The 21520-nt window shown below is 41.1% G+C and carries 21 protein-coding genes; 8 read left to right on the top strand and 13 right to left on the bottom strand.

The features are described from left to right. Positions 1 to 102 precede the first annotated feature (102 nt). Together ACT3CD_RS06445 and ACT3CD_RS06440 are read left to right on the top strand one after the other, a co-directional pair. On the top strand, positions 103 to 1176 hold the full coding sequence (locus ACT3CD_RS06445; RefSeq protein ID WP_444644045.1) for an AMP-binding protein: 1074 nt from the start codon (positions 103 to 105) through the stop codon (positions 1174 to 1176). A gap of 357 nt (positions 1177 to 1533) precedes the next feature. Continuing rightward, positions 1534 to 2901, top strand: a complete 1368-nt coding sequence (locus tag ACT3CD_RS06440; protein ID WP_444644043.1) for an OmpP1/FadL family transporter — start codon at positions 1534 to 1536, stop codon at positions 2899 to 2901. Positions 2902 to 3073: 172 nt separating this feature from the next. On the opposite strand, the gene ACT3CD_RS06435 is transcribed toward ACT3CD_RS06440, so the two are convergent. The 5 genes from ACT3CD_RS06435 to ACT3CD_RS06415 all read right to left on the bottom strand — a co-directional run bounded on the left by ACT3CD_RS06435 (position 3074) and on the right by ACT3CD_RS06415 (position 7983). Then, on the bottom strand, positions 3074 to 4507 hold the full coding sequence (locus ACT3CD_RS06435; RefSeq protein WP_444644041.1) for a nucleoside recognition domain-containing protein: 1434 nt from the start codon (positions 4505 to 4507) through the stop codon (positions 3074 to 3076). Between the two features lie 12 nt (positions 4508 to 4519). Continuing rightward, positions 4520 to 5311, bottom strand: a complete 792-nt coding sequence (locus ACT3CD_RS06430; RefSeq protein ID WP_444644039.1) for a FeoB small GTPase domain-containing protein — start codon at positions 5309 to 5311, stop codon at positions 4520 to 4522. Next, entirely contained in the window at positions 5304 to 6353 is a 1050-nt protein-coding gene (locus ACT3CD_RS06425) for a metal-dependent transcriptional regulator (protein WP_444644038.1), read from the bottom strand. Before ACT3CD_RS06425 ends, ACT3CD_RS06430 begins: the two co-directional genes overlap by 8 nt. A 188-nt stretch (positions 6354 to 6541) precedes the next feature. Further along, positions 6542 to 7318: a transporter gene (locus ACT3CD_RS06420; RefSeq protein ID WP_444644036.1), complete on the bottom strand. Its 777-nt coding sequence runs from the start codon at positions 7316 to 7318 to the stop codon at positions 6542 to 6544. Continuing rightward, positions 7315 to 7983, bottom strand: coding sequence for a metal-dependent transcriptional regulator (locus tag ACT3CD_RS06415; protein WP_444644034.1), 669 nt, complete (start codon positions 7981 to 7983; stop codon positions 7315 to 7317). The genes ACT3CD_RS06420 and ACT3CD_RS06415 overlap by 4 nt, the downstream gene beginning before the upstream one ends. 339 nt (positions 7984 to 8322) lie before the next feature. Between ACT3CD_RS06415 and ACT3CD_RS06410 the strand changes: the two genes are divergently transcribed. Next, positions 8323 to 9528 (top strand): hypothetical protein, encoded by a 1206-nt coding sequence (locus tag ACT3CD_RS06410; protein WP_444644032.1) that lies wholly within the window; start codon positions 8323 to 8325, stop codon positions 9526 to 9528. On the opposite strand, the gene ACT3CD_RS06405 is transcribed toward ACT3CD_RS06410, so the two are convergent. The 8 genes from ACT3CD_RS06405 to ACT3CD_RS06370 all read right to left on the bottom strand — a co-directional run bounded on the left by ACT3CD_RS06405 (position 9517) and on the right by ACT3CD_RS06370 (position 17477). Next, positions 9517 to 10338, bottom strand: coding sequence for a patatin-like phospholipase family protein (locus ACT3CD_RS06405; protein WP_444644030.1), 822 nt, complete (start codon positions 10336 to 10338; stop codon positions 9517 to 9519). The genes ACT3CD_RS06410 and ACT3CD_RS06405 overlap by 12 nt on opposite strands. Positions 10339 to 10591: 253 nt before the next feature. Continuing rightward, a complete protein-coding gene (locus ACT3CD_RS06400) occupies positions 10592 to 10786 on the bottom strand; it encodes a hypothetical protein (RefSeq protein ID WP_444644028.1) in 195 nt (64 codons plus the stop codon). 157 nt (positions 10787 to 10943) lie between these two features. Next, positions 10944 to 12398: an aminoacyl-histidine dipeptidase gene (locus tag ACT3CD_RS06395; RefSeq protein WP_444644026.1), complete on the bottom strand. Its 1455-nt coding sequence runs from the start codon at positions 12396 to 12398 to the stop codon at positions 10944 to 10946. Between the two features lie 10 nt (positions 12399 to 12408). Next, on the bottom strand, positions 12409 to 13632 hold the full coding sequence (gene serB, locus ACT3CD_RS06390) for a phosphoserine phosphatase SerB (protein ID WP_444644024.1): 1224 nt from the start codon (positions 13630 to 13632) through the stop codon (positions 12409 to 12411). A 429-nt stretch (positions 13633 to 14061) separates the two neighbouring features. Next, positions 14062 to 14247, bottom strand: coding sequence for a hypothetical protein (locus ACT3CD_RS06385; RefSeq protein ID WP_444644022.1), 186 nt, complete (start codon positions 14245 to 14247; stop codon positions 14062 to 14064). Positions 14248 to 14634: 387 nt separating this feature from the next. Next, complete coding sequence (trxB, locus tag ACT3CD_RS06380) at positions 14635 to 15642, bottom strand: thioredoxin-disulfide reductase (protein ID WP_444644021.1); 1008 nt, start codon at positions 15640 to 15642, stop codon at positions 14635 to 14637. Positions 15643 to 15792: 150 nt separating this feature from the next. Continuing rightward, entirely contained in the window at positions 15793 to 16704 is a 912-nt protein-coding gene (locus tag ACT3CD_RS06375; protein ID WP_444644019.1) for a DUF4249 domain-containing protein, read from the bottom strand. An 80-nt stretch (positions 16705 to 16784) separates the two neighbouring features. Continuing rightward, the gene (locus ACT3CD_RS06370; protein ID WP_444644018.1) at positions 16785 to 17477 is read right to left on the bottom strand and encodes a Crp/Fnr family transcriptional regulator; all 693 of its coding nucleotides are present in this window, start codon (positions 17475 to 17477) and stop codon (positions 16785 to 16787) included. A 388-nt stretch (positions 17478 to 17865) separates the two neighbouring features. On the opposite strand from ACT3CD_RS06370, the gene ACT3CD_RS06365 reads away from it, so the two are divergent. From ACT3CD_RS06365 to ACT3CD_RS06345, 5 genes are all read left to right on the top strand, one after another. After that, positions 17866 to 18222 (top strand): thioredoxin, encoded by a 357-nt coding sequence (locus tag ACT3CD_RS06365; protein ID WP_444644016.1) that lies wholly within the window; start codon positions 17866 to 17868, stop codon positions 18220 to 18222. Positions 18223 to 18225: 3 nt separating this feature from the next. Continuing rightward, positions 18226 to 19194 carry an NAD(P)/FAD-dependent oxidoreductase gene (locus ACT3CD_RS06360; protein WP_444644014.1) on the top strand — a complete coding sequence of 323 codons (969 nt, stop codon included), beginning with the start codon at positions 18226 to 18228 and terminating at the stop codon, positions 19192 to 19194. 44 nt (positions 19195 to 19238) lie between these two features. Continuing rightward, on the top strand, positions 19239 to 19655 hold the full coding sequence (gene trxA / locus ACT3CD_RS06355; RefSeq protein WP_444644012.1) for a thioredoxin: 417 nt from the start codon (positions 19239 to 19241) through the stop codon (positions 19653 to 19655). Between the two features lie 783 nt (positions 19656 to 20438). Then, a complete protein-coding gene (locus tag ACT3CD_RS06350) occupies positions 20439 to 20810 on the top strand; it encodes a hypothetical protein (protein ID WP_444644010.1) in 372 nt (123 codons plus the stop codon). Between the two features lies 1 nt (position 20811). Beyond that, positions 20812 to 21477 (top strand): YiiX/YebB-like N1pC/P60 family cysteine hydrolase, encoded by a 666-nt coding sequence (locus tag ACT3CD_RS06345; protein ID WP_444644009.1) that lies wholly within the window; start codon positions 20812 to 20814, stop codon positions 21475 to 21477. The last annotated feature ends 43 nt before the right edge of the window (positions 21478 to 21520 follow it).

The following is a 21520-nucleotide window of genomic DNA, read 5'->3' as shown; positions in this document are numbered from 1 at the left end:
ATAGTTTCATCTGTGCCAGTTCATAAAGTCGGGAGTTATTGATGTGGCTACCGTTTTTTATTTTTAGGTCAGATATCTGATATATTATTAACGGATCATTTTATGACATCTTCTTCTAAGTTTCCCCATATAACCATCAACCATATCACTTACCCGGGCGATGAGGTTTTGCAGCTTTCTGAGCAACTGATTGGAGCTGATTTGAAGCGTTTTTTGGCCGACTGGTACAGTGATCAGTCTTATATTTGGGTTCAAACTTCGGGGTCAACCGGCACTCCAAAAAAAATGAAGGTGAGTAAGCAAGCCATGCTGGTTTCTGCCCGGCGGACTCTGAATTTTTTTGGATTGCGACCAGGGATGTCAGCCTTGCTCTGTTTGCCGGTTTCATATATTGCCGGCAAAATGATGGTTGTGAGGGCGTTGCTGGGTGGGCTGGATTTGGTTAGCATAGAACCGTCCGGTTATCCTTTGTCATCTGTCAGTGAAGCCATTGATTTTGCCGCATTTACTCCGATGCAGATGATTAATGAAATTCAATCCGCCGGGTCTCATTTGTCGTATCTGAAAAAAGTAATTATTGGCGGCGGGAAAGTTAGTGAGGAGCTGGACAGGCAATTGCAGGGACAGCCATTTGAGGCTTATGAGACTTATGGAATGACGGAATCGTTGTCGCATATTGCGTTGAGGTGCATTAACGGTGTGAACCGGCAAACGGCTTTTGAACCACTGGATGGTGTTAAGATACAGGCTGATGATCGCGGCTGTTTGGTGGCAACTGTCGCAGGCATTACAGATGAGCCCATTGTTACCAATGATTTGCTGGAGCTTCGTCACGATGGCTCTTTTATTATTTTGGGCCGTGAGGATAATGTTATAAATAGTGGTGGCATAAAGATATTGCCGGAGCGCGTGGAAATGAAAATTCAGCATCTTTTTTCTCAATCCATATTAATAGCTTCATTGCCACACGAGAAGTTAGGACAACAGATCATCTTGGTGGTTGAAGGAGAAATTGCTGATTCGGAAGGTTTGTATGAGGCGATAATGAACAATGTGGGAAAATATGAACGTCCGGCACATATTTATACGGTGCCGGTGTTTCCACGAACCACTAGTGGAAAAATTATTCGCAGAGAGGTGATTCAGACGCTGCGGGATGAGGGAAAGGTTTTTTGATGTGTTATGCATACTCTTAAAATTGTTATTTCCCAAAGGCTTCGATACTAACATACTTGCCGGAAAGCGTAAATACCAATGAAATTAGGTGTGTGAGTGCGCTTCATTCTGTCTGCAAAAAAACAAATTATGAACGTCTGAAAGCCTCAAAAAGGACGCTTTTTTATTTGAGGCCGGCGTTTTCGGACAAGTATTTAGTTGATTTTTATCCCTTTGATTTTTTATTTTTTGCTAACTGGTTATATTTCTTTTAATTAATTGGCGGTTAGGTTGGTAAACAATTATTGCTATTTTTGTGGCCTTTATTTTTACCAAAGGGTATATTTCCTGAAACATTAACTACTAAAGAAATTTATTTTGAAAAAGTTATATCTAGTTGCATTTTTTGTCTCAGTTGCAAGTGCTGCATTCGCCGGTGGTATTCTGACCAACACCAATCAGAGTGTTTATTTTTTGAGAAACCCGGCTCGTGACGCTTCTACTGAAATAGATGCCGTTTATGCCAATCCTGCGGGTTTAACCTTTTTAGATGATGGATTTTATATTTCGTTATCGAATCAATTTGCTTTTCAGACCCGGACCATAACCTCAACATTCGAACCTTTTGCCGTCAACAATAATGGCAGCAAAGTTAAAGTATTTAAGGGCTCAACTAATTCACCTATTATCCCGGGATTACAGTTTGCCTATAAGAAGGATAAGTTGGTTTTGTCGGGACAGATTGCCGTGGTAGGTGGTGGTGGAGAAGTTACGTTCGATGACGGGCTGCCATCGTTTGAAGCGCCGGTATCCATGCTTCCTTATGCGCTTACAGGTGCTGGGATCTCAACTACTGCGTATGATTTGGAAAGTTCAATGCAGGGGAATTCTTATCTTATCGGTTTTCAGGTTAATGGTTCGTATCAATTTAGTGATGCCTTTTCGGGTGCGGTTGGTCTTCGTTTAACTTCTGTTACCAATGGTTATAAAGGTTATCTTCGGAATATTCAGATTAATCCGCAACATCCGTTGTTGAATCCCACGGGAGCAATGATGAAGGCCACTGAGTTTTTTGAGGCCGCAGGGATGTCTGATTATGCTGCCAGTACGGCCGATCTGGAACTTGACAGCAAACAAACCGGTTGGGGTTTTGCACCTGTTTTAAGCATTAATTATCATGCGTCTGATTTAAATTTGTCAGCAAAATATGAATTCAAAACGTCTGTTGAATTGCAAAATGACACCAAAATTGACGGTACTGGTTTGTTTCAGGATGGAGCTAAAACGCCCAGTGATATTCCGGCGATTTTTTCGCTTGGTGCTTCTTACCTGTTTACGGAAAAATGGGTGATGACCGGTGGTTATCATCATTTTTTTGATTCGGATGCGGAGATGGCAGGCAATAAGCAAGAGGCCATTGATGGCGGTAGCGATGAGTACCTGATGGGTAGTGAATACCGGTTTAACGACCGTTTTCTGGTAAGCGCCGGAGTGCAGTTTACTGTGACAGCGATTACAGATGATTATCAAAGCGATTTGAGCTATAGTTTGGATTCTTATAGCATTGGTTTTGGTGGCGCCTGGAATTTTACGCCGAATTTAATGTTGAACGTTGGTTATTTTTATACCGGCTATAATGACTGGACAAAAGAATCAGCGAATTATAACGGAACGGGCTTAACCGGATCTGACGTTTATAGCAGAACCAATAATGTTTTTGGTATCGGGATCGATTATAAATTTTAAGGAGCGTCGGCGCTGCAAATATTGCAATCATGTAATCTTATCGACAAGGCAGTACTTGGAGGTTTCTGGAAACTCATTTTGATCCCTCCTGACTCCTCTGATAAATAGTAAACCTCCCTTTTTAGGGGGAGGTTTACTTTGATAGCTGTCAGATTCAATTGTTTTTTATTTTTTAAACCAGCCAAAACCAGATTTGGGTGGTCAAAAAGCAAACGGCAAAGCCCATTACGATGGGAAGGAACGTTGATATCATTGTCCATTTAACACTTTTAGTCTCCTTGTATATCGTAAATATGGTTGTTGAACAGGGGTTGTGCAGTAAACTGAAAAGCATAATGTTTATGCCTGTTAGCAATGTCCAGCCGCCTGCATGAAGAATATTAGCGGTATCGGCTAATGAGTCCAGTTCAAATATCACACCTGTGCCTGCGCCTACACCGTGGATTCCAGTGTTAAGTGCTGTTAACATTAGAACGGTGGGAATTACAATCTCATTGGCCGGAATGGCTATGATATAAGCCAATAATATAACTCCGTTTAAACCAAAGACAAACGCAAAAGGATTGGTCCAGTCAATGAAATGTTGAGCCAGACTGAGTCCGTCATAATGTACGTTAGCAACTAGCCATATCACAATTCCTGCTGGTACAGCAAAAATAATGGCGCGCCACAGTACAAAAATAGTACGGTCTATTAACGAGGTATATAGTGTTTGCCAGATTCGTGGTGGTCGGTAGGGCGGAAGTTCCAGACTGAATGATGAGGCTTCTCCTTTCAACACCGATTTACTTAATCCCCATGATACCACCAGGCTGAAGAAGATTCCTAATACTGCAACGCCCACTACTGCTCCGGCCGAAACAAGACCGGCAATTTTTGCCGGGACAAGAGCGCCTATAAAAATGGTGGCAATTAATATCTGAGTGGGCCAGCGACCGTTACACAATGAAAAATTGTTGGTGATAATGGCTATTAGGCGTTCGCGTGGACTGTCGATTACTCTGGCGGCGATAACGCCGGCGGCATTACAGCCAAAGCCCATACTCATGGTGAGTGCTTGTTTGCCATGCGCTCCGGCTTTGCGGAACATACTATCCATGTTAAAAGCCACTCTTGGCAGATAGCCTAAGTCTTCGAGCAGGGTGAAGAGCGGAAAAAAAATGGCCATGGGCGGTAGCATAACGGCAATGACCCATGCCATGGCCAAATAGCCACCATCAATCAGCGGCCCATCGAGCCACCATGGCATATTTATAGCGGCCGCTGCATTTTTTAATATCGGATGCATGTAATCTATTAATAACGTGGACAGCAGTCCGGATGGGTAATTGGCGCCCGAGACTGTTAGCCAGAAAACAAGTGACAGTAAAAGAAACATGATAGGAAAACCTAACCATTTGCTGGTTACTATCTTGTCAATTTTAAGGTCCATGCTATAAGCTGCTTTCTCGCCTTTTTGTTTGACTGTTTTACGGGCTATATTTGACGCCTCCGCATATATGGACTCAATTACCGTATCGTGAAAATTGACACCTAAGTCCCACCTGGCTTTATTAGCCTCCGATAATATGTCTTCTTTATTTTTTAAGGATGTATTGGTCTCCATAGTCATTATTTGTTACGATTCTTCGTTTAGTTCTCTTGCATTGATGCTTCCCAGTTCGCCTGAACGAACCGCTTCAATGATACTATTATCACCTTCGAGTAATCTCAAAGCCACCCAATTGATATTTGGTAGGTTGGGAAACTGGGTGGCTAGTTTTTCGGCGATATTTGAAATAGCATGCTTTAGTTTTGGGGGACGGCTTTTAATTTTATGCGGTCGGCAAATATATTTGCCGGTGGCTACGTCTTCAATAGCAGCCAGTAATTCATTCATTCCTTGTTTTCTGCGTGCAGAGGCCGGGATGACCGGGATTCCCAATTCTTTGGATAGCGTTCTTTCGTCAATTTCTAAATTGTTACGACGTGCTTCATCCATTAAATTAAGGCATAACACGGCGCGGTCGGTAATCTCTAAAATTTGAAGCACCAGATTCAGATTTCGTTCCAATCGCGTGGCATCAACCACTATTACCGTAACATCGGGTTGCCCAAACAGAATGAAATTTCTGGCCACTTCTTCATCTGTGCTGGTTGACAGCAGAGAGTATGTCCCTGGTAAATCAACGACCTTGTATCGCTTTTCATTATAGATAAAGCCTCCTTCGGCACGCGATACCGTTTTCCCGGGCCAGTTACCTGTATGTTGACGCAATCCTGTCAGATTATTGAAGACCGTACTTTTACCTGTATTTGGGTTGCCGGCCATCGTAATTACATAATCGGTCTGTTCCATGTCCAGGCCCAGTTTTATCAGGTTTTCCTTATTATGTACCGGACAATTATTACAAGTATTTAAATTAGTCATGGTTATCTGTTTTGTGAATGAAAATCAAATCTGCTTGTTTTTTTCTGATCCCAATGGTTGTGCCCATTACGCGGAAACCGATGGGATCGCCGGAGGCGCTTTTCAGCTGGGCAGAAATCAGACTGCCCGGCACAATGCCCAAATCCATCAATCGTCGTCTTTGCTGGCCCCGGCAATTGGGGGATATCCCGGCTATCTCGGCTTGCTGACCAATGTTTAAATCCGACAATAATTTATAATGTGGTGTTATTGGATTCGATTCGGGTGCTATTTCCACTGTTATTTGTGCAGCAAAAAGAGTTGTGAGCGTGCATTCATCGCTATTGGCTGCAAAAGTTATTTTGCCTTTTTCCACATCTGTTATATACACCTGCATGCCAGGGTATAACCCTTGTACGGTCAGTTGTTCATAAATGCTGCGTGGTTCATCTTCTATATGTATTATACGGGCTGATGTACCTTCTTTTAATTGATTTAATGGGATGCCTTTAAGTTCCGGAATGTCTCCCTCAATGGTTGGGATGGGATCGCCATGTGGATCATAAACCGGATTGCCGATGAGTGCTGCTATTTTTTCAGTGTCTTCATGGGTCACGATGTGTTCCAGTCTGTCGGCTTCTTTATGCCAATCGGCCTGGGCTATACTGGTTTCATCAGCCAGATATCTTTCCCATACCCGGTGAATTCTTATAACGCGCAGTGAGTAGGAGCGACCCGTATCAGTAAGAAGCAGATTTTGATTTTTTAGTGTAATGAGACCCATCGAATTCAGTCGTTCAATCAGTTGCCCGGCTTTATCATTCGATATGTTTAAATTGCCTGCAAGACTGTTCATATTGCAGGTTTGTTTGTTGTATTCACAATCAAACAAGTACTTTAAGGCATCTTCTAAAAGCACCCGCTGATTGTTTCTGATTAGTGTCGAAATATGTGTCAAGAGCCCTTTTCTGGGCCAAAAAAACCATAAAATAAATGTCAGTATCAAGAGGCCTGAAAGAACCAGTAGACTGTTTTGTGCGATTAATAAGGTTAATATTTTCATTGGTATTATGTTTATATTCTATCCGAATAGAAGTTGTTGTTATGGTGCGATCCGAATTCTATATTGGCTATCTGTATTGGTGTTTAGTGTCAGCAAGAAAACGTTGTCTTTTTGTCACTATCATTTTTAAAATGTTTGTTTACCGTAGTAAATTTGCATTTTCGGGATTATTGGGATGGAACCATTTTTTACTGAGGTAGTCGATAAGTAATACCAAAGCTAATAAAATTATCTACGCCATTTTCAATGCCGAATCCGCCAGATACATCTATTTGCAGATTTTGTCGTATTAAATAGGTTATGCCGGCATCAGCTAAATGTGATGGTGTTCCTCTTTCTGTCAGTAACCCATAACTTTCAATAAATGCACCTGTTTTTTCAGTTATGCCAATGCCTAACGATGCCGAGTAAAAGTACGATGGGTTGGGGTTTTCTCCGTCAAATTCCACACCTAAATTGTAACCTAATGAAACTTTCTGACTAAGTGTGTGCGCGAACGAAAAACGCATATTGGTGGCCGTGTAGCGAGGTTTGTAATCGACAGAGGCTGTAAACGGCATAACCATAGCACCTAACAATGCGATGGCTGGTCGCCAGCCTTTTTCTGATTGTATTTTTATTTTAAATCCCAGGTTAAGAGGGCTGAGTCCTGAAGTCGTATTTGTTGAATCGGGTGCTGATATTTTAATTTTGTCGCCCAGATATTCAAGTCCCAAACGTAATTCCATATTTTCAAACAGTCCATAACGCAATAACGTTGAGTTATAAGCAAATGATGTTTGTTTGTAATGATCGCTCTGACTGTTTTCCATTACGAAACCGGTTTCAATCTGGAGTGATTTTAGTGGAACAACTTCAGCTGATTCTGTTTGGTCGGGACGGTCGGTAATTAATGCCGGGATGCTATCCTGCGCCATGACATATTCGGCTACTATTATTAAAAGTAAGGTTAATATCGTTCTCATTTATTGCTTTTTAATGGTGTTACAAATATGGTGCTGGTAAATTCTTCGTTGAGTAACATTTTTGTTTCTTCAACTTTAATTTCGGTCATGTTATTGCTCTTGTGCTGATTTTTTACTTCTATTGTTGCGCCTATAATTAAGTGATGCGAATGGCAGAAGTCGAAAAATTCTTTGTTAGAACCTATTAACCGGTTTATTTCATAGGAATGGTTGGGTTTTGCCAATGTAAGCGGTTGGCTGCCATTTGAAGCATCAATCACGCCCAATTTGTCTGGAATAGGGTCGCCATGTGGGTCAACTGTTGGTTTTTCTAGAAATTCATAGATTTTATCAATCAGAAAATCGGACGTCAAATGTTCCAGTATTTCTGCTTCCCGATGTATTTCGTGTAATGAAAGCTTTAGTGTTTTATGGAGAAAAGTTTCCCAGATACGGTGTTTTCTGATGATGCTTACCGCCATTTGTTCTCCTTTGGGTGTTAATGATAACTCTTTATATTTTGTGTAGTTGACTAGTCCTTTGGTTGATAGCTTTCGGGCCATATCGGTTGCAGCAGCATTTGAAATGTTTAGAATTTTGGCCAGAGTTCCCGGTCTTGTGTCTGGTTTGGTTATTTGTGTCTGACTAAACATTGTTTTTATAAAGTTTTCTGTAGATACTGACATAGAGCTCGGTTTGTTTTTTAAGTATGCTTAAATTTATAAACAAAAGTACTTTAAATATTTTTGAAGTGATACCTTTTTCTTCGATATTTTGAATGGATATTGATAATTTATGAATTTTCTGTCGTAGTATTTTAGCGATCGTTTTTATTATATTGTATCTGAAGTTTGTCTGAAAGTTATTCTATTTGATGTTTTACTGCCTGAGGAATATAAGCCAGTTGCCGTTTTGGCGAATGTTTTAAACGGATTTTATTTGTAGATTGTCGGGTTACTACATTTTTGGGTGAAGTTTTATCCTCAAACCATATTTTTTTTATTCTTTTATCGAAAATATTTTTAATGTCAGGGAAATTGTTTTTTTTCAATCCAACTTGTGAAATGGCGGTGGCTAACGCTCAGGTTTCATATATGCCGCCGGCTCATCTGGCTAAGTTTGAGACTGATTTGGAGTTTATTTTATTGTATTTGGGAGATCGCAAAGATTGTATTTGGGTGAGGCAACCCATTCCGGATGCCTTTAAGCGGCATTTGGATTTGATGGGATGGAGCTATCCATTGCCTATAAGTCAGTTGGAGGATATGACATATTCTCAACTTGCTTTGACTCAATTGTCGCCGTGGGGCTGGAGCCCTGCTGTGCATAAAAAATTTGAACAGTTGAAGGGCTTGATGGATCAAAGCTGGTATCTAAACCCATTATCGATCTGGAAACCGGCGCACCGGTCTTTATTAAGTCGTTTAACCGGGCAACAGGTGGCACAATTGGTGAAGGAATCGGGTATTGAAGCGAAAGGGTTGCTTGCTGTCCCCGGAATTCCGGAGAGGATTAATTCGATGCGTCGTTTGACGGAGTTGGAGCGTGATTTGTCTTCTCCCATCTTATTGAAAACGCCCTGGAGTGCTTCGGGACGCGGTCTGTTTAAAATCAGAGACAGAAACGAAAACGTGGAAAATAACAGGTGGGTGCTTTCCAAGTTAAAACAACAGGGGTTTTTGATGGCTGAGCCGTTTTTAAATAAGTTACAGGATTTGTCGTTTCATTTTGAGATTACCAACGATACGATTAGTTATTTGGGAACTACTTTTTTTAAGTCTGATAACGATGGTCGTTTTTCAGGTTGTTTTATCGGAACGCCCGCCATTGCGAATATGACTGATTTTTTGCTCTCAGAGGCCATTGGGCAGGCTGTGCAGACGCTTCAGCAAGCATTTATTGAGATGCATCTGTCGGCACGTTATCAGGGGTATGTAGGAGTGGATGCAATGCTGTTTTTAAACGACGAGGGGGGTGTGAAGTTACATCCTTGTATTGAGGTCAACTTAAGGCATACCATGGGGTTGTTGAATTTATTTATTCAGAAAAGGCTTCATGCCGATAGTCGGGGCTTTTGGGAAATAAAGCAGGTGTGTGATTCTGAAGCCGCAGATACCCCCTTGGCACGTGATGTCGTGATGCGCGACGGCCGTCTTGTGAGTGGGCAGGTCGCGTTAACACCACCGCCAACAGATGGTGGATTTATGGCGGTGATGACCTTAACTTTGTAAGTTTGAAAAATTACCCTTATTAATTAAATCTTTGGTAAACCGATAGCCTGTCTCTACAATTTCATCCACTTTGTCAAAATCCCAAAACGAAAAGTTTTGCATTTCAGGCGGATCAATAATAAAATCACATTGGGCCATCGATGCTTTCACATTTTCGCCAATAGCAAGGCTGAAAGAGCGTTCAGCAACATCTTTAATCCCTTTAAAATCTTTTTTGATCCCCAGATGATTCACATGAACACCTATTAGTGTTTTGCAGTGTTCACGCAATGATCCGGCCGGCAGATTATCATATAGTCCACCGTCGATGTAGGTTTGTCCGTTAATTATCATGGGGGCAAATACAACCGGAACGGAGCACGATGCCAAAACATAATTATAGAGAGAGCCGCTGGAGATAACTTCGCTTTTGCCTTTGTTAATATTCGATACCGAAACAAAGAATGGCTTTTTTAAGGCGTTGAAGTTATCGGTGCCAATTTCTGTTTCAAGCATTTTACGGATATTTGCCATCTCAAACATGCCGTTTTTACCCCATGCCAGTTTTACCATCTTTATTACAGGCGATTCTTTTACGAGCGATTGAATTTCTTCAGGGGTTTTTCCGGCAGCATATAATACGCCGACCAGTGATCCCATGCTGGTGCCGGATATGATCTCGGGATAAATATCCGATTCATTTAGAGCCTTGAGTACGCCAATGTGTGCAAAGCCTCGGGCACTTCCGCCACTTAGTGCTATGCCTATATTGGCTGTTTGGTTTGGCATGGTATTGTTTGCCTTTTTGTTGAACCAGTTTAAAATTCCCATAGTTATTTAATCTAAGTGTATCTGTTTATGACTCAAATTTATAAAAAAGAAGCTAAAAAAAGCCGACATCTTTTTGATGTCGGCTTGTCTGATTTAAGTCGTTATTGCCCGAAAACTCCTGTGACAGATAAGAAAGCTTCATTTTTGAGGTTTGCGAAGCTTGAAAAATGAGCCTTTGCTTTTACAAATGACCATTTTGAAAGCGATTGGAACAAAAAAAATGGCGTTTTCTTGCTGACACTAAGTAAAGGTTTTACGCTTTTTTATAAACCACTAACGCAGAATAGGTGTTAATGCCTCCACTTGAATGGGCGGCATAATCAACGGCTATAATTTGTTCTGGTTTTATGGAATTCTCACGCATAAAATCATTCATTTGATCATCCAGCGACTTGTCATAGTCGTCTAATCCTGTGTATTGAAAATGTTTAACTCTAACCTTATCCATATATAATTCGTTTTGAAAAATAAATAATAACACTATTGCCTCTATACGGTAATTTGGGGGTTTAGATTCAGCACAGCGCCTTATTTGTTTAACCTTTTTTTTTCTTTTTTTTAAACTGGTTGCTTGTCAAAGGCTTAAACAGATTTTCTTTTTCGTTTTAAGCCGATAGTTTTTTTAGTATCTCGATTAGGTGTTGCCAAAATCGTTGCACTGTTTTAATATTTAACCTTTCTTCGGGTGAGTGAGCTCCTTTTATGGTTGGACCTATTGACACCATGTCTAATCCCGGGTATTTTTTTAGAAACAGGCCGCATTCCAGACCGGCATGAATGGCTTTCACCTCTGGCGTTTGGTTAAATAATGCCTGGTAGGTGTCAACGGTTAGTTTTACGATGTCAGATGCCGGGTTGGGCGTCCATCCTGGGTAGCCGTCGCTGTGCTGAACGTTGGCGCCACCCAGTCTGAATGTACTTTCAACAATATGGGCGATGTTTATTTTGGCTGACTCAATGGAGCTGCGCTGGCTGGTGCTTACAATGATTTTTTTATCGGAGGTTTTTATCGATGCCAGATTGGTTGATGTTTCAACCAGTCCCGGTATGGTTTGACTCATTGCGACTGCGCCATGTGGCATTACATAGAGTGAATTTAAAAGCTTTTGCTGAAAAGTTTCCGTAAAAACGCTCTGCGGAAGTTCAGCCGATTCCAATTCGATTTTTATATTGGGTTCAGTTTTTATAAATTCTTCTTCTATATCGGCAGTGAAACAGTTTAGCAGTACCCTTACGTCTTCTTTGTGTTTGGAAGGAACGACGGCCCAGGCATCAGCTTCCCGTGCTATGGCGTTACGCAGGTTACCCCCATTAACTGATGCCAGTCGAAGCGCCAGCTGTTCAGTGGCGTCCCAAAGGAAACGGACCATTAGTTTGTTAGCGTTGGCCAGACCTTTATTGATGTCATCGCCCGAATGACCTCCGGTTAATCCCGATATCTTTATTTTGAACGCAAAATGCCCCTTGGGCACGGGTTCATATTTCGTTTCGTAGGTGCCAATGGTATCAATGCCTCCCGCGCATCCAATGAATATTTCGCCGTCGTCTTCCGAATCCAAATTGATTAGGACCGATCCTTTTAACAGGCCTTCTTCCAGACCAAAAGCGCCTGTGAGGCCAGTTTCCTCATCAATGGTAAAAAGACATTCCAATGGCCCGTGTGCGATGTCGTGCGAAGCCAGTATTGCCAACTGAGCAGCCATGCCTATACCGTCGTCAGCGCCCAGTGTGGTGCCTTTGGCTTTTACCCATTGATCATCAACATAGGTGCTTATGGGGTCGGTCATGAAATTATGGATTACATCGCTGTTTTTTTCGCAAACCATATCCATGTGTGATTGTAAAATGACGGTCGGGGTCTTTTCATTTCCTTTGGTTGCAGGCTTCCTGATAATGATATTCCCGGTTTTGTCTTCAACAAAAGCCAATTGATGCTTTTGGGCAAAGTTACGAAGGTATTCTGCTATTTTTTCTTCATGTTTAGACGGCCTCGGGATCTTTGTTATTTTATCGAAATAATACCATATTTCGTTTGGTGAAAGGTCTTTTATCAATGTCATAGGTTTCTTTTTACATGTTAATTTCTCTGTCACGGAAGCCGAGCAGATATAAAATGGCATCCAATCCTATGGTTGAAATGGAATGTCGGGCCGAAGCCTTCACTTTGGGCTTGGCATGAAAGGCGATGCCTAATCCGGCCAATCGAAGCATTGGAAGATCATTGGATCCATCGCCCACAGCAATTACCTGTTTCAGATGGATGTCTTCTTTAAAGGCGATGAGTTTTAATAATTCGGCCTTTCTGGGTCCATCGATTATTTCGCCCACATGTTTTCCGGTTAGTTTTCCGTCTTTGATTTCCAGTTCATTGGCAAAAACATAATCAATACCTAAATTATTTTTAAGATAATTGCCAAAATAGGTAAATCCGCCTGAAATAATGGCAGTGCGATAGCCATATTTTTTTAGAGTCGCAAACAGGCGTTCGGCACCTTCGGTGAGTGGCAACGATTTCGCGATGTTTTGCATCACCGATTCGTCCAGACCTTTGAGAAGGGCCACGCGTCGCTTGAAGCTTTCCTGAAAATCTATTTCACCCCGCATGGCCGACTCAGTGATGGCGCTTACTTCATCGTAAACACCGGCCTGGCGGGCCAGTTCATCAATGACTTCTGCCTGTATGAGTGTTGAGTCCATATCGAAGCATACGAGACGGCGGCTACGACGATAAATGTTATCTTCCTGAAAGGCGATGTCGGCGCCAGCTTTCCCGGCTACCTCTATAAAACGGGTTTTCATGGACTCCAGATCGAGAGGTGTTCCTCGCACCGAGAATTCAGCCACCGATTTGGTGTCGTTTTTACCGTTGTTGAGTGGAATACGTCCGCTCAGGCGGGAAATAACATCTATATTAAGTTGCTGATCGGAAATAATTTTGGTGACCTGAGATAGCTGTTCGGCTGTTAATTTTCTTGAGATAAGGGTGATAATAAATCTTTCCTTGCCTTGGTTTTCAACCCATTCGTTGTATTTATCTTCCTGTATGGGCGTAAATTTTATTTTAAGACCCATTTCGTAGGCTTTAAACAGCAGATCTTTCAGAATGGGTGATGATTCAGCGGTTTCGGGGACTTCCATCAGAATTCCCAGCCCCAAATCGTCGTGGATAACGGCTTGCCCAATATCCAGAATATTTACTTTGTGGTGTGCCAGAATACCAGTGAGGGTAGAGGTTACCCCTGGTTTGTCGGGACCTGAAATATTGATCAGAATGATTTCTTTTTTCTTGGTCATATGGCTGACAATAGAGCGTTTTTGTATTTTACGGAAACAGGCGGGTTAATGAGTTGCAAAGATAACCATAAGTTCGTTAAATAGAAGTGTGAGATGTGTGTTTGCTGCTCGGTTATCGTTGATTTTGGTTTAAAAATCCTTAATTGGTGTGCTCTATTTTTAATGGTGTTGCAGTTAAGTCGTGTTTGCCCAAAAAACACATCTGCTTGGTACTAATTGTTCAAATTCAAGGCGTGCGCCGCTCGGGAATTGGGTGTTTTCTTCTGTAAATGGTCGTTTCGTGGTCAGACATAACGCCGAAGTTTGGTTTTATAGACAGAGTCTAAGTAGAACATCAATTTAAGCCAATACAAATTCTCAACAACACAACTGTGGTTGATGTCGTTGTCACCACCCTGCTTCGAACGGTATTTGCTCGGCACGTTAACGTTAAACCGGCAGTTTGTCCGATAGATAAGAGAAAAGTTGATAAACCAGAAATGCTGGCCAGACCAGAGCTTTTAGAACGCCTAGTACACCCATCCAAAAAAATGTGGCTTTAGAGATAAAATAAATAGCTGCGCCAATAAATCCCAGAAAATACAGGGTCCCTGATGTTTTACAATCGTTTTTCATATGTTTATAATTTGTTTTTCAGTTGTCATATGGAACTCGCCGGGACAATCATACTTCTGTGTGTGAATCAATTCCCATGGTTCGTTTCATATGTTTATAATTTTGATTTTTAAGTTCATGCGGGATTAGTCACGATTAATCATGTTTCTTTGTATGGCGCCGTTTTAATGATTTATTTTCACTGTTCATTTTGGCCACATGAAACGCTCAGGATTCATTTTTTTTGTTACTTAGTGTTAATTTTTATCAAAGATGGAAAATTTATTTATAAAGCTCAAAAGCAGCCATAAAAAATAATTCCACTGTCGAAATTATTTCAGACAGTGGAATTAAAGGTATATCAGTACAAGCATTATGCGGAAATTAAATTTCCTCTGCAAGTAATGTTTAGTGTGCGTTTTCGGCCAACCATCGTTCTGCATCTATGGCTGCCATACAACCGGTTCCGGCAGCTGTAACAGCCTGGCGGTATGTGGTGTCCTGAACATCGCCACAGGCAAATACGCCGTCAATATTGGTTTTGGAGCTGCCAGGTATGGTTTTTATGTAACCCACACTGTCGGTTTCAAGGTAGTCTTTAAATATGTCGGAATTAGGCTTGTGTCCTATGGCCAGAAAGAAACCGTCAATTTTAATTTGTACTTCTTCTTCCTGAGGTGTCCCTTTTTTCTTTACTAATACAGCGCCTTCAACCACACCTTCACCCACAAGACCTTTGGTTTGATGTTCCCACAATACTTCGATGTTTTGAGTGTTAAAGACTCTTTCCTGCATGACCTTAGAGGCACGCAGTTCGTTGCGGCGGACTATCAGGTAAACTTTTTTGGCCAGTCCTGACAGGTAGAGAGCTTCCTCTGCGGCTGTGTCGCCGCCACCAACCACCGCAACATCTTTTCCGCGGTAGAAAAAGCCATCGCAGGTAGCACAGGCCGAAACACCACTACCGGCATATTTTTTCTCATCTTCTATTCCCAGATATTTGGCCGTTGCACCGGTTGCAATAATCAGCGCATCAGATTCTATGATCTTTTTTTCATCAATGGTGACTTTAAACGGACGTTGTGATAAGTCGGCTTTTGTGGCCAGGCCAAAGCGTATGGAGGTGCCAAACCGCTCGGCTTGTTTTTTTAAGTCTTCCATCATCTCAGGACCCGTTATGCCTTGCGGATATCCGGGGAAATTTTCTACTTCGGTGGTGGTTGTAAGCTGTCCTCCGGGCTGAAGCCCCTCGTACAAAACAGGTGACAGGTTGGCACGCGCAGCATAAATCGCGGCTGTGTAACCGGCCGGTCCTGATCCTATAATTAGAACTTTCACTTTTTCGACTTCTGTTATTTCACTTTTTTCTCCGGAATTATTTTTGTCCAGATTGTCAATTTTTCCAAAAAGAGCCATAGTATGTAAATATTTATATGTTTAAATTTGATGCCTCAAAAATAGCAATATTTGTTCCAAAAAAACAAAATGTTTTTTTTATGCTATTTTGTCAGACTTGTTTCTTTGCTTCAAATTTATTTGGTTTTAATTTAATATCCGGCTAAAATTCTATTTTTTGTTTATAGTCTTTTTTGATTCGTTATAGTTATTCCCAATAAAGACGATGGAGTCAGACGCTACTGAGAGGCTGCCAACGAGTCCATGACCGCCACTAATATTGGAGTGAATTTTTACGGGCGTGAGCATGGGTAGTCCATAGTTGTATTCGGCTACGACTTTGCTTCTGAGATATTTATAGTAATCTTCTGATAGTGATACTAAAAGGAATGATAGTTTCCGTTTTTCGTTGGGTGCAGGCGATTTAAAATAGACGCCGGGGACTTCTATTTTAATGGGGTAATGTTCATGCGTTTTGACAAGGTCGTCGGGGAAGGTCCCCATAAAATCAATTCCTTGCAGAAGACTGCCATCCTGATCCCGAATATAAAAAACGTCCTCATCTGATTTTATGTAACTTATCTGATTGTATTCATAAGTAAGTTCCGCTGCGTTATTCCACGTCTCACTGATTACAACGAGCTGGTAATAGTTTGTTATATCTGCGGGATCGGTGAAAACAACCGAACAGTCGATGTATTCAGGCTGATCTGTGTCATCGGCGTATTGGGCCGAGATGGATTCAATTTTAACGGGTTGTGGTATTTTTGTTAATCCTGTTGCCAGATTTCCCTGATTGTCGCCGCCTACTATTTTTATTTTATCGTTTTGAGCCACTTTGATGGTCGACCTATAGGCCCAGGTTGATTGGTATGGCCAGGCGAATGAGTCAATTTTTGCATCATTTTTATAAACAACGACGTAGCCATCGTAGACGCGTTCGAAATCATCGACAGAGGAATGATTAATGCTGCGGCTCAAATGAACTGAAAAAGTGGAGTCGGGCATCACAAATGAATATAAAGCCAGTTCCCCACCGCCATCTTCCATGTCTATGGTGAGGTCGCTTTCGCATCTTGCCACAGACAGGACCATTATAAATAAAAGAAGCCGTTTTACTGTCTTTTTAAGCATCTCATTTTTCGACTTTAAGTTTTTACAATTTACCCTTTTTCGGCGATTTGTTCTAATTGAATTTTGTCTTTTATAACAATATTTTTATCAATTAGTTGAATGAGACCGTCGCGCTCAAATGCTTTAAGTATTTTAACGGCACTTTCGGTGCTGATACCTGCAAATTCGGCGAGATCCTTACGTGTGAGTAGTTGAAAGATGCCCGAAGTCGGGGTTTCTTTTGTTGATAGGTACAACAAAGCGTCGGCCATGCGTCCGTTCATTTGTTTGTACATTAAATTGCGAATGCTATGGTACAAAATATCATTCTGGTCGCAATATCGGTTGATGATGTTAAAGGCAAAATGGCCGTTTTGCCGGATGATTTTTTCAAGGGCCTCTTTTTCTATTAAAAGTGTTTGTGTGTCGGTAAGTGCTATGGTTGAGTAGTTAAAGGTGTGTTTGCCAAAAACAGTGCTTAACCCAATAAATTCGCCTTCGCCAACGATTCTGAGATTGTAGCTCTTTCCTCCTTCTTCGAGATGTTGTTTGGCGACACCTTTCAGAATAAAAAGAATATATGATGCGTAGGTTCCCTGCTTGGTAAGGTTTTCGCCCTGACGGAAGGAAACCTGGGTTTTGCTTTCTCTGATAATTTCAATTTCAGGCGCCTGGAGCATGTGGAAACATGGGGCGCTTATGTCGCAAATAAAATCATGATCATTTTCGAGAATGGTTTTCATAACAGCTGGTCTGGTGTTTTTGTTGCTTTCTATAAAAGCTTTGTGTTTTGATGATTAGGGTGTTGTTTGGATTGATATCAACTAAAAAATTGATTTCTTTCAATTCAAATCCGGTTCTCGCCGGTAGGCAAATTTACAGAAAATTGTTGGGGACGTCTTAATTTTGTCTCCCAACAGTAAAGGATTTGAAAGCAGGTGCATCTGAACTTGAATTGAGACAAATCTTTAAGAATGTATAATTGTGATAGTGCTCGCTCCGAAAAGGTCGTAAAGCTTCATTTTTGAAGGCTGAAAATTTTGAGTTTACTGTTGTAAAAACCCGATTTGAAAACGAGCATAACACAGAAGTTGGGGTTTATTGACAAACTTTATTTAAAAAATTGGAATTATGTTGTATACAAATTTAAATCACATTGAAACGGCTGACCAGCATGCCAAAATTTTAGCTGAAAATGAGAATGTAATGGTTTGCTGTGGGCGTATGGGGCCCATGTGTATTCCTGTTTACGGGGTTATGGAAGAACTGGAAGGATCCTATCAGCACGTGAAATTTTTTGATATGGAATTTGATAACCCCGAGGCTCATGTTATTCGTAGCTTACCGGAAGTGCGTGGCTTTATGGGTATTCCTTTTGTGATTTATTACAAAAACGGAAAAGTGGTTAAAGCTACCTCTAGTATTCAATCCCGGGAACAGGTAACTTCAATTTTGGATGCTCAGTTTGGAAAGCCTAAAAACGCTTAGCATATGGAAAATTCAAACCATTATGATGCAATAGTCATTGGTGGCGGACCAGCAGGCCTTACGGCAGGTATTTACCTGTCGCGGGCCCGTCTTAAAACGTTGATTCTGAATGAAGGCACCATTGGCGGACAGATGGTGTTAACGCATGAGATTGCCAATTATCCAGGTGTTGAGTCGGTTAATGGCTATCAGCTTTCCAACATTATGAAGAAGCAGGCAATGTCGTTTGGCTGCACCATAAAAGCCAATATATTAATTGCTGATATTCATCTTTCCGGCAAGGAAAAGGTGATCACCCTGTCTGATGGTACCCGGTTTGTTGCTGAGGCCGTGATTCTGTCACCTGGAGGCCGTAGTCGTACTTTGGGAGTGGAAGGGGAGTCTCATTTTAAGGGGCGTGGCATTTCGTATTGCGCCACCTGCGACGGTGATTTTTTTACCGATAAAGAAATTGTTGTGGTTGGGGGCGGTAATTCGGCGCTGGAAGAGGCTGTAGCTCTTACTAAATATGCTTCTAAAGTAACGGTGGTGCATCAGTTTGATGAGTTTCAGGCTTTTGAGCATGCCATTGAAGAGGCGCGGACCAATGATAAAGTTAATTTTATCATGACGTCGAAAATCACAGCTTTCCGTGGTGATGAAAATTTGAAAAGCGTTGATATCACCAATATTCAGACGGGTGCAGTGAGTGACTTTAAAACCGATGGCGTGTTTATTTTTATTGGTTATGTGCCCAATACCGAGTTTTTGAAAGGAAAGATTGAGTTGAACCAGTGGGGCGAAATGATCGTAGCCAATGATATGTCAACAAGTGTGGCAGGGGTGTTTGGCGCTGGTGATTCGGTGGCTAAACGCTTTAGACAGGTCACAACGGCGGTGGCCGATGGTACAGTAGCTGCCCTGGCGGCATCACAATATCTGCACCAGCTTAAAGCTGGTAAAAATGCCAGGCCTTCGTTGGTTTCGAATTGAACTGATTATTATTCGCACTGCTATTTTTTGTAATATTTTAGAATATGAATTTTTGGTATGGATTACTTGCTTTCGTCGTTATTTTGGGTGGTTACATCTATTTAAATTACCGTCGGATGAAACATTTCTCAACGCTGCCAGAGCGTGATGAGATTCAGCATTTGAATGATAAAAATTTTAAGACCGCTATTTCGGAAGGTGTTGTATTGGTCGATTTTTGGGCTTCGTGGTGTATGCCTTGCAAAATGATGATTCCGGTTTTGAATGACCTTTCAGAGATGACCCAGGGAAAGGCTGTAATTGCTAAGTTAAATGTTGAGGAGTTTCAGCCTTTGGCAATGAAGTTTAACATTAGAAGTATTCCCGCAATGGTTCTTTTTAAAGATGGGAAAGAAGTTGATCGTTTTGTGGGGGTTAAAACAAAGGGTTTTCTGTTGAAGCAGATAAATGAAGTTTTATAGATTTTGCAAGCGAAAGGTTTAAATAGAGTCTGTCTATAAAGTCCAACTTCTGCGTTACGCTTGTCATAAAAACAGTCATTTACGAAAAGTAAACTCCTTGATTATTATGACTTCGCAAGCCTTGTATTTGAACTTTATAGCTCAAACTCCCGGCTTTATGGACAGACACTAAATAGTAAAGAACACTAATGCACTGCAAAGTGCATTAGTGTTTTAAGTGACTAAAAATCTGTCTCTCCTCATGTAATCATTGGGAAGAGGAAAAATCATGCGATTTTTTGGTAGTTAAGGATATTTTGTTGATTTGAGTTTATTAATATTTGATTTTTAACGGCGAAGCACGATGGTGTTTGGCCGTTTTTTTGTGTGTGGGGCATGGGAAAATTACTTGCAACAATAATAGAGATCTCTTATGAATAAAAAAACAGAAGCCCGCGTGGCTTAAGTTCTAAAATGAAAAATAGATTTTTTGCCTGATAATCGTGATTATAAATAGTCTCCGCAAGAAAGCTCAAGTGCGTGATAAGAAAAGGTTAGATTAAAGGATTTTTTTCAATACGTTTGACTTGCTTCTGAAGAGTTGGTACCTTTAAAATGTGATGGATGAAACGAGCGATGTATGTTAACTCCCGGGATAATTAAATGATTCTTTGGCTCAAGGCTTGCGACGATCGAAAAATGTGAATTGACTGGCATAAATGATCATTTTGAAAGCAAGTGTAACTGAAATAATGGTGTTTTTTGTCCGTGCAAAATTTTTAAACGATACCAAAACAGAACATTATGACTAAAGGTGATATTTTGCTTGTTGATTTGGAGTTTGAGTACAAACTCTGGCGTAACCGACTTAAATGTTATATTGAAGAAGTCAATATTGTCCTGATGCGAAACAGTGCGATAACATCTAATCGACCTCTAAGAGCGCTGAATGAGGTCGAGGTAATGGTTCTTGAGGAGCATCAGGCACAACTTAAACAGTTACTGAATCGTATTACAGTTCAGGAACAGGAAATGCAGTATTATAACAAGGATTTCCCTGTGATGAAAAACCACCAATACGTTGAACAGTATTTGGTTATTTGTGATAAAATGGGGCGTTTGGGAACCATTCATAATGAACGAATGGAAGATTTGGTAAAAGCTATAGGACTGTAAAATGAAAACGAGAAGTTTCCGGTTATTTTTTAATGTGGGTTGTTTTTCAATGCTATTTATGACAGGTATATCTTATGTTTCATGCAACCGGCAAATTGATGACAAATCGCTGGTTACCGGTGATTTACTGTTTGCTGGGATGTTACTTGATAAACAAGAAGACTTATCCTCGGCGATAAATGAAGTGACTCAAACCAATGAGCAAACCAATTATTTTCATGTGGGCATAACAGAGGTTCACGATGATACGGTTTGGGTAATTCATGCAGCTCCCGGGAAGGGGGTTTGCCGTGAACAACTTGAGAAATTTACAAATAGTAGTGATCTCGTGGACGTTTATCGCCTCAAAGATTCGTATCGTTTCTTTATTTCTGATGCACTGGAAAGAAGTCGTGCTTTAATAGGACAGCCTTACGATTCGGTTTATATAATGGGCAACGGGCATGGATATTATTGCTCGGGGTTAATTTTTACCTTATTTGAAGGGTCTGATGTGTTTAGTTTAGAGCCCATGACATTTAAAGATCGGGAAACCGGAGAGTTTCACCCCGGTTGGGTTGACTATTATGAAAAAATAGGACGCGCAATTCCCGAAGGCCTTCCTGGATGTAATCCCAATGGCATGGCAGCCTCTCCTTCATTGACCTTTTTAGGTCGGCTAAAGTAACGTATCAAAAATGAGAGAAAAAAAGCCGGGGGTTTTTTACCTC

The organism is Geofilum sp. OHC36d9 (assembly GCF_052400685.1).
Classification (GTDB): Bacteria; Bacteroidota; Bacteroidia; order Bacteroidales; family Marinilabiliaceae; genus CAZHHH01.
The sequence above is the reverse complement of the archived record's forward strand: the minus strand, read 5'-3'. Positions and strand labels throughout refer to the sequence as shown.

What these genes read in the sequence shown, in the direction of transcription:
- ACT3CD_RS06445 (WP_444644045.1), top strand. Translation starts at nt 103, where the DNA reads ATGACATCTTCTTCTAAGTTTCCCCATATAACCATCAACCATATCACT.
- ACT3CD_RS06435 (WP_444644041.1), bottom strand. Translation starts at nt 4,507, where the DNA reads ATGGAGACCAATACATCCTTAAAAAATAAAGAAGACATATTATCGGAG.
- ACT3CD_RS06430 (WP_444644039.1), bottom strand. Translation starts at nt 5,311, where the DNA reads ATGACTAATTTAAATACTTGTAATAATTGTCCGGTACATAATAAGGAA.
- ACT3CD_RS06425 (WP_444644038.1), bottom strand. Translation starts at nt 6,353, where the DNA reads ATGAAAATATTAACCTTATTAATCGCACAAAACAGTCTACTGGTTCTT.
- ACT3CD_RS06420 (WP_444644036.1), bottom strand. Translation starts at nt 7,318, where the DNA reads ATGAGAACGATATTAACCTTACTTTTAATAATAGTAGCCGAATATGTC.
- ACT3CD_RS06415 (WP_444644034.1), bottom strand. Translation starts at nt 7,983, where the DNA reads ATGTCAGTATCTACAGAAAACTTTATAAAAACAATGTTTAGTCAGACA.
- ACT3CD_RS06410 (WP_444644032.1), top strand. Translation starts at nt 8,323, where the DNA reads ATGTCAGGGAAATTGTTTTTTTTCAATCCAACTTGTGAAATGGCGGTG.
- ACT3CD_RS06405 (WP_444644030.1), bottom strand. Translation starts at nt 10,338, where the DNA reads ATGGGAATTTTAAACTGGTTCAACAAAAAGGCAAACAATACCATGCCA.
- ACT3CD_RS06400 (WP_444644028.1), bottom strand. Translation starts at nt 10,786, where the DNA reads ATGGATAAGGTTAGAGTTAAACATTTTCAATACACAGGATTAGACGAC.
- ACT3CD_RS06395 (WP_444644026.1), bottom strand. Translation starts at nt 12,398, where the DNA reads ATGACATTGATAAAAGACCTTTCACCAAACGAAATATGGTATTATTTC.
- serB (WP_444644024.1), bottom strand. Translation starts at nt 13,632, where the DNA reads ATGACCAAGAAAAAAGAAATCATTCTGATCAATATTTCAGGTCCCGAC.
- ACT3CD_RS06385 (WP_444644022.1), bottom strand. Translation starts at nt 14,247, where the DNA reads ATGAAAAACGATTGTAAAACATCAGGGACCCTGTATTTTCTGGGATTT.
- trxB (WP_444644021.1), bottom strand. Translation starts at nt 15,642, where the DNA reads ATGGCTCTTTTTGGAAAAATTGACAATCTGGACAAAAATAATTCCGGA.
- ACT3CD_RS06370 (WP_444644018.1), bottom strand. Translation starts at nt 17,477, where the DNA reads ATGAAAACCATTCTCGAAAATGATCATGATTTTATTTGCGACATAAGC.
- ACT3CD_RS06365 (WP_444644016.1), top strand. Translation starts at nt 17,866, where the DNA reads ATGTTGTATACAAATTTAAATCACATTGAAACGGCTGACCAGCATGCC.
- ACT3CD_RS06360 (WP_444644014.1), top strand. Translation starts at nt 18,226, where the DNA reads ATGGAAAATTCAAACCATTATGATGCAATAGTCATTGGTGGCGGACCA.
- trxA (WP_444644012.1), top strand. Translation starts at nt 19,239, where the DNA reads ATGAATTTTTGGTATGGATTACTTGCTTTCGTCGTTATTTTGGGTGGT.
- ACT3CD_RS06350 (WP_444644010.1), top strand. Translation starts at nt 20,439, where the DNA reads ATGACTAAAGGTGATATTTTGCTTGTTGATTTGGAGTTTGAGTACAAA.
- ACT3CD_RS06345 (WP_444644009.1), top strand. Translation starts at nt 20,812, where the DNA reads ATGAAAACGAGAAGTTTCCGGTTATTTTTTAATGTGGGTTGTTTTTCA.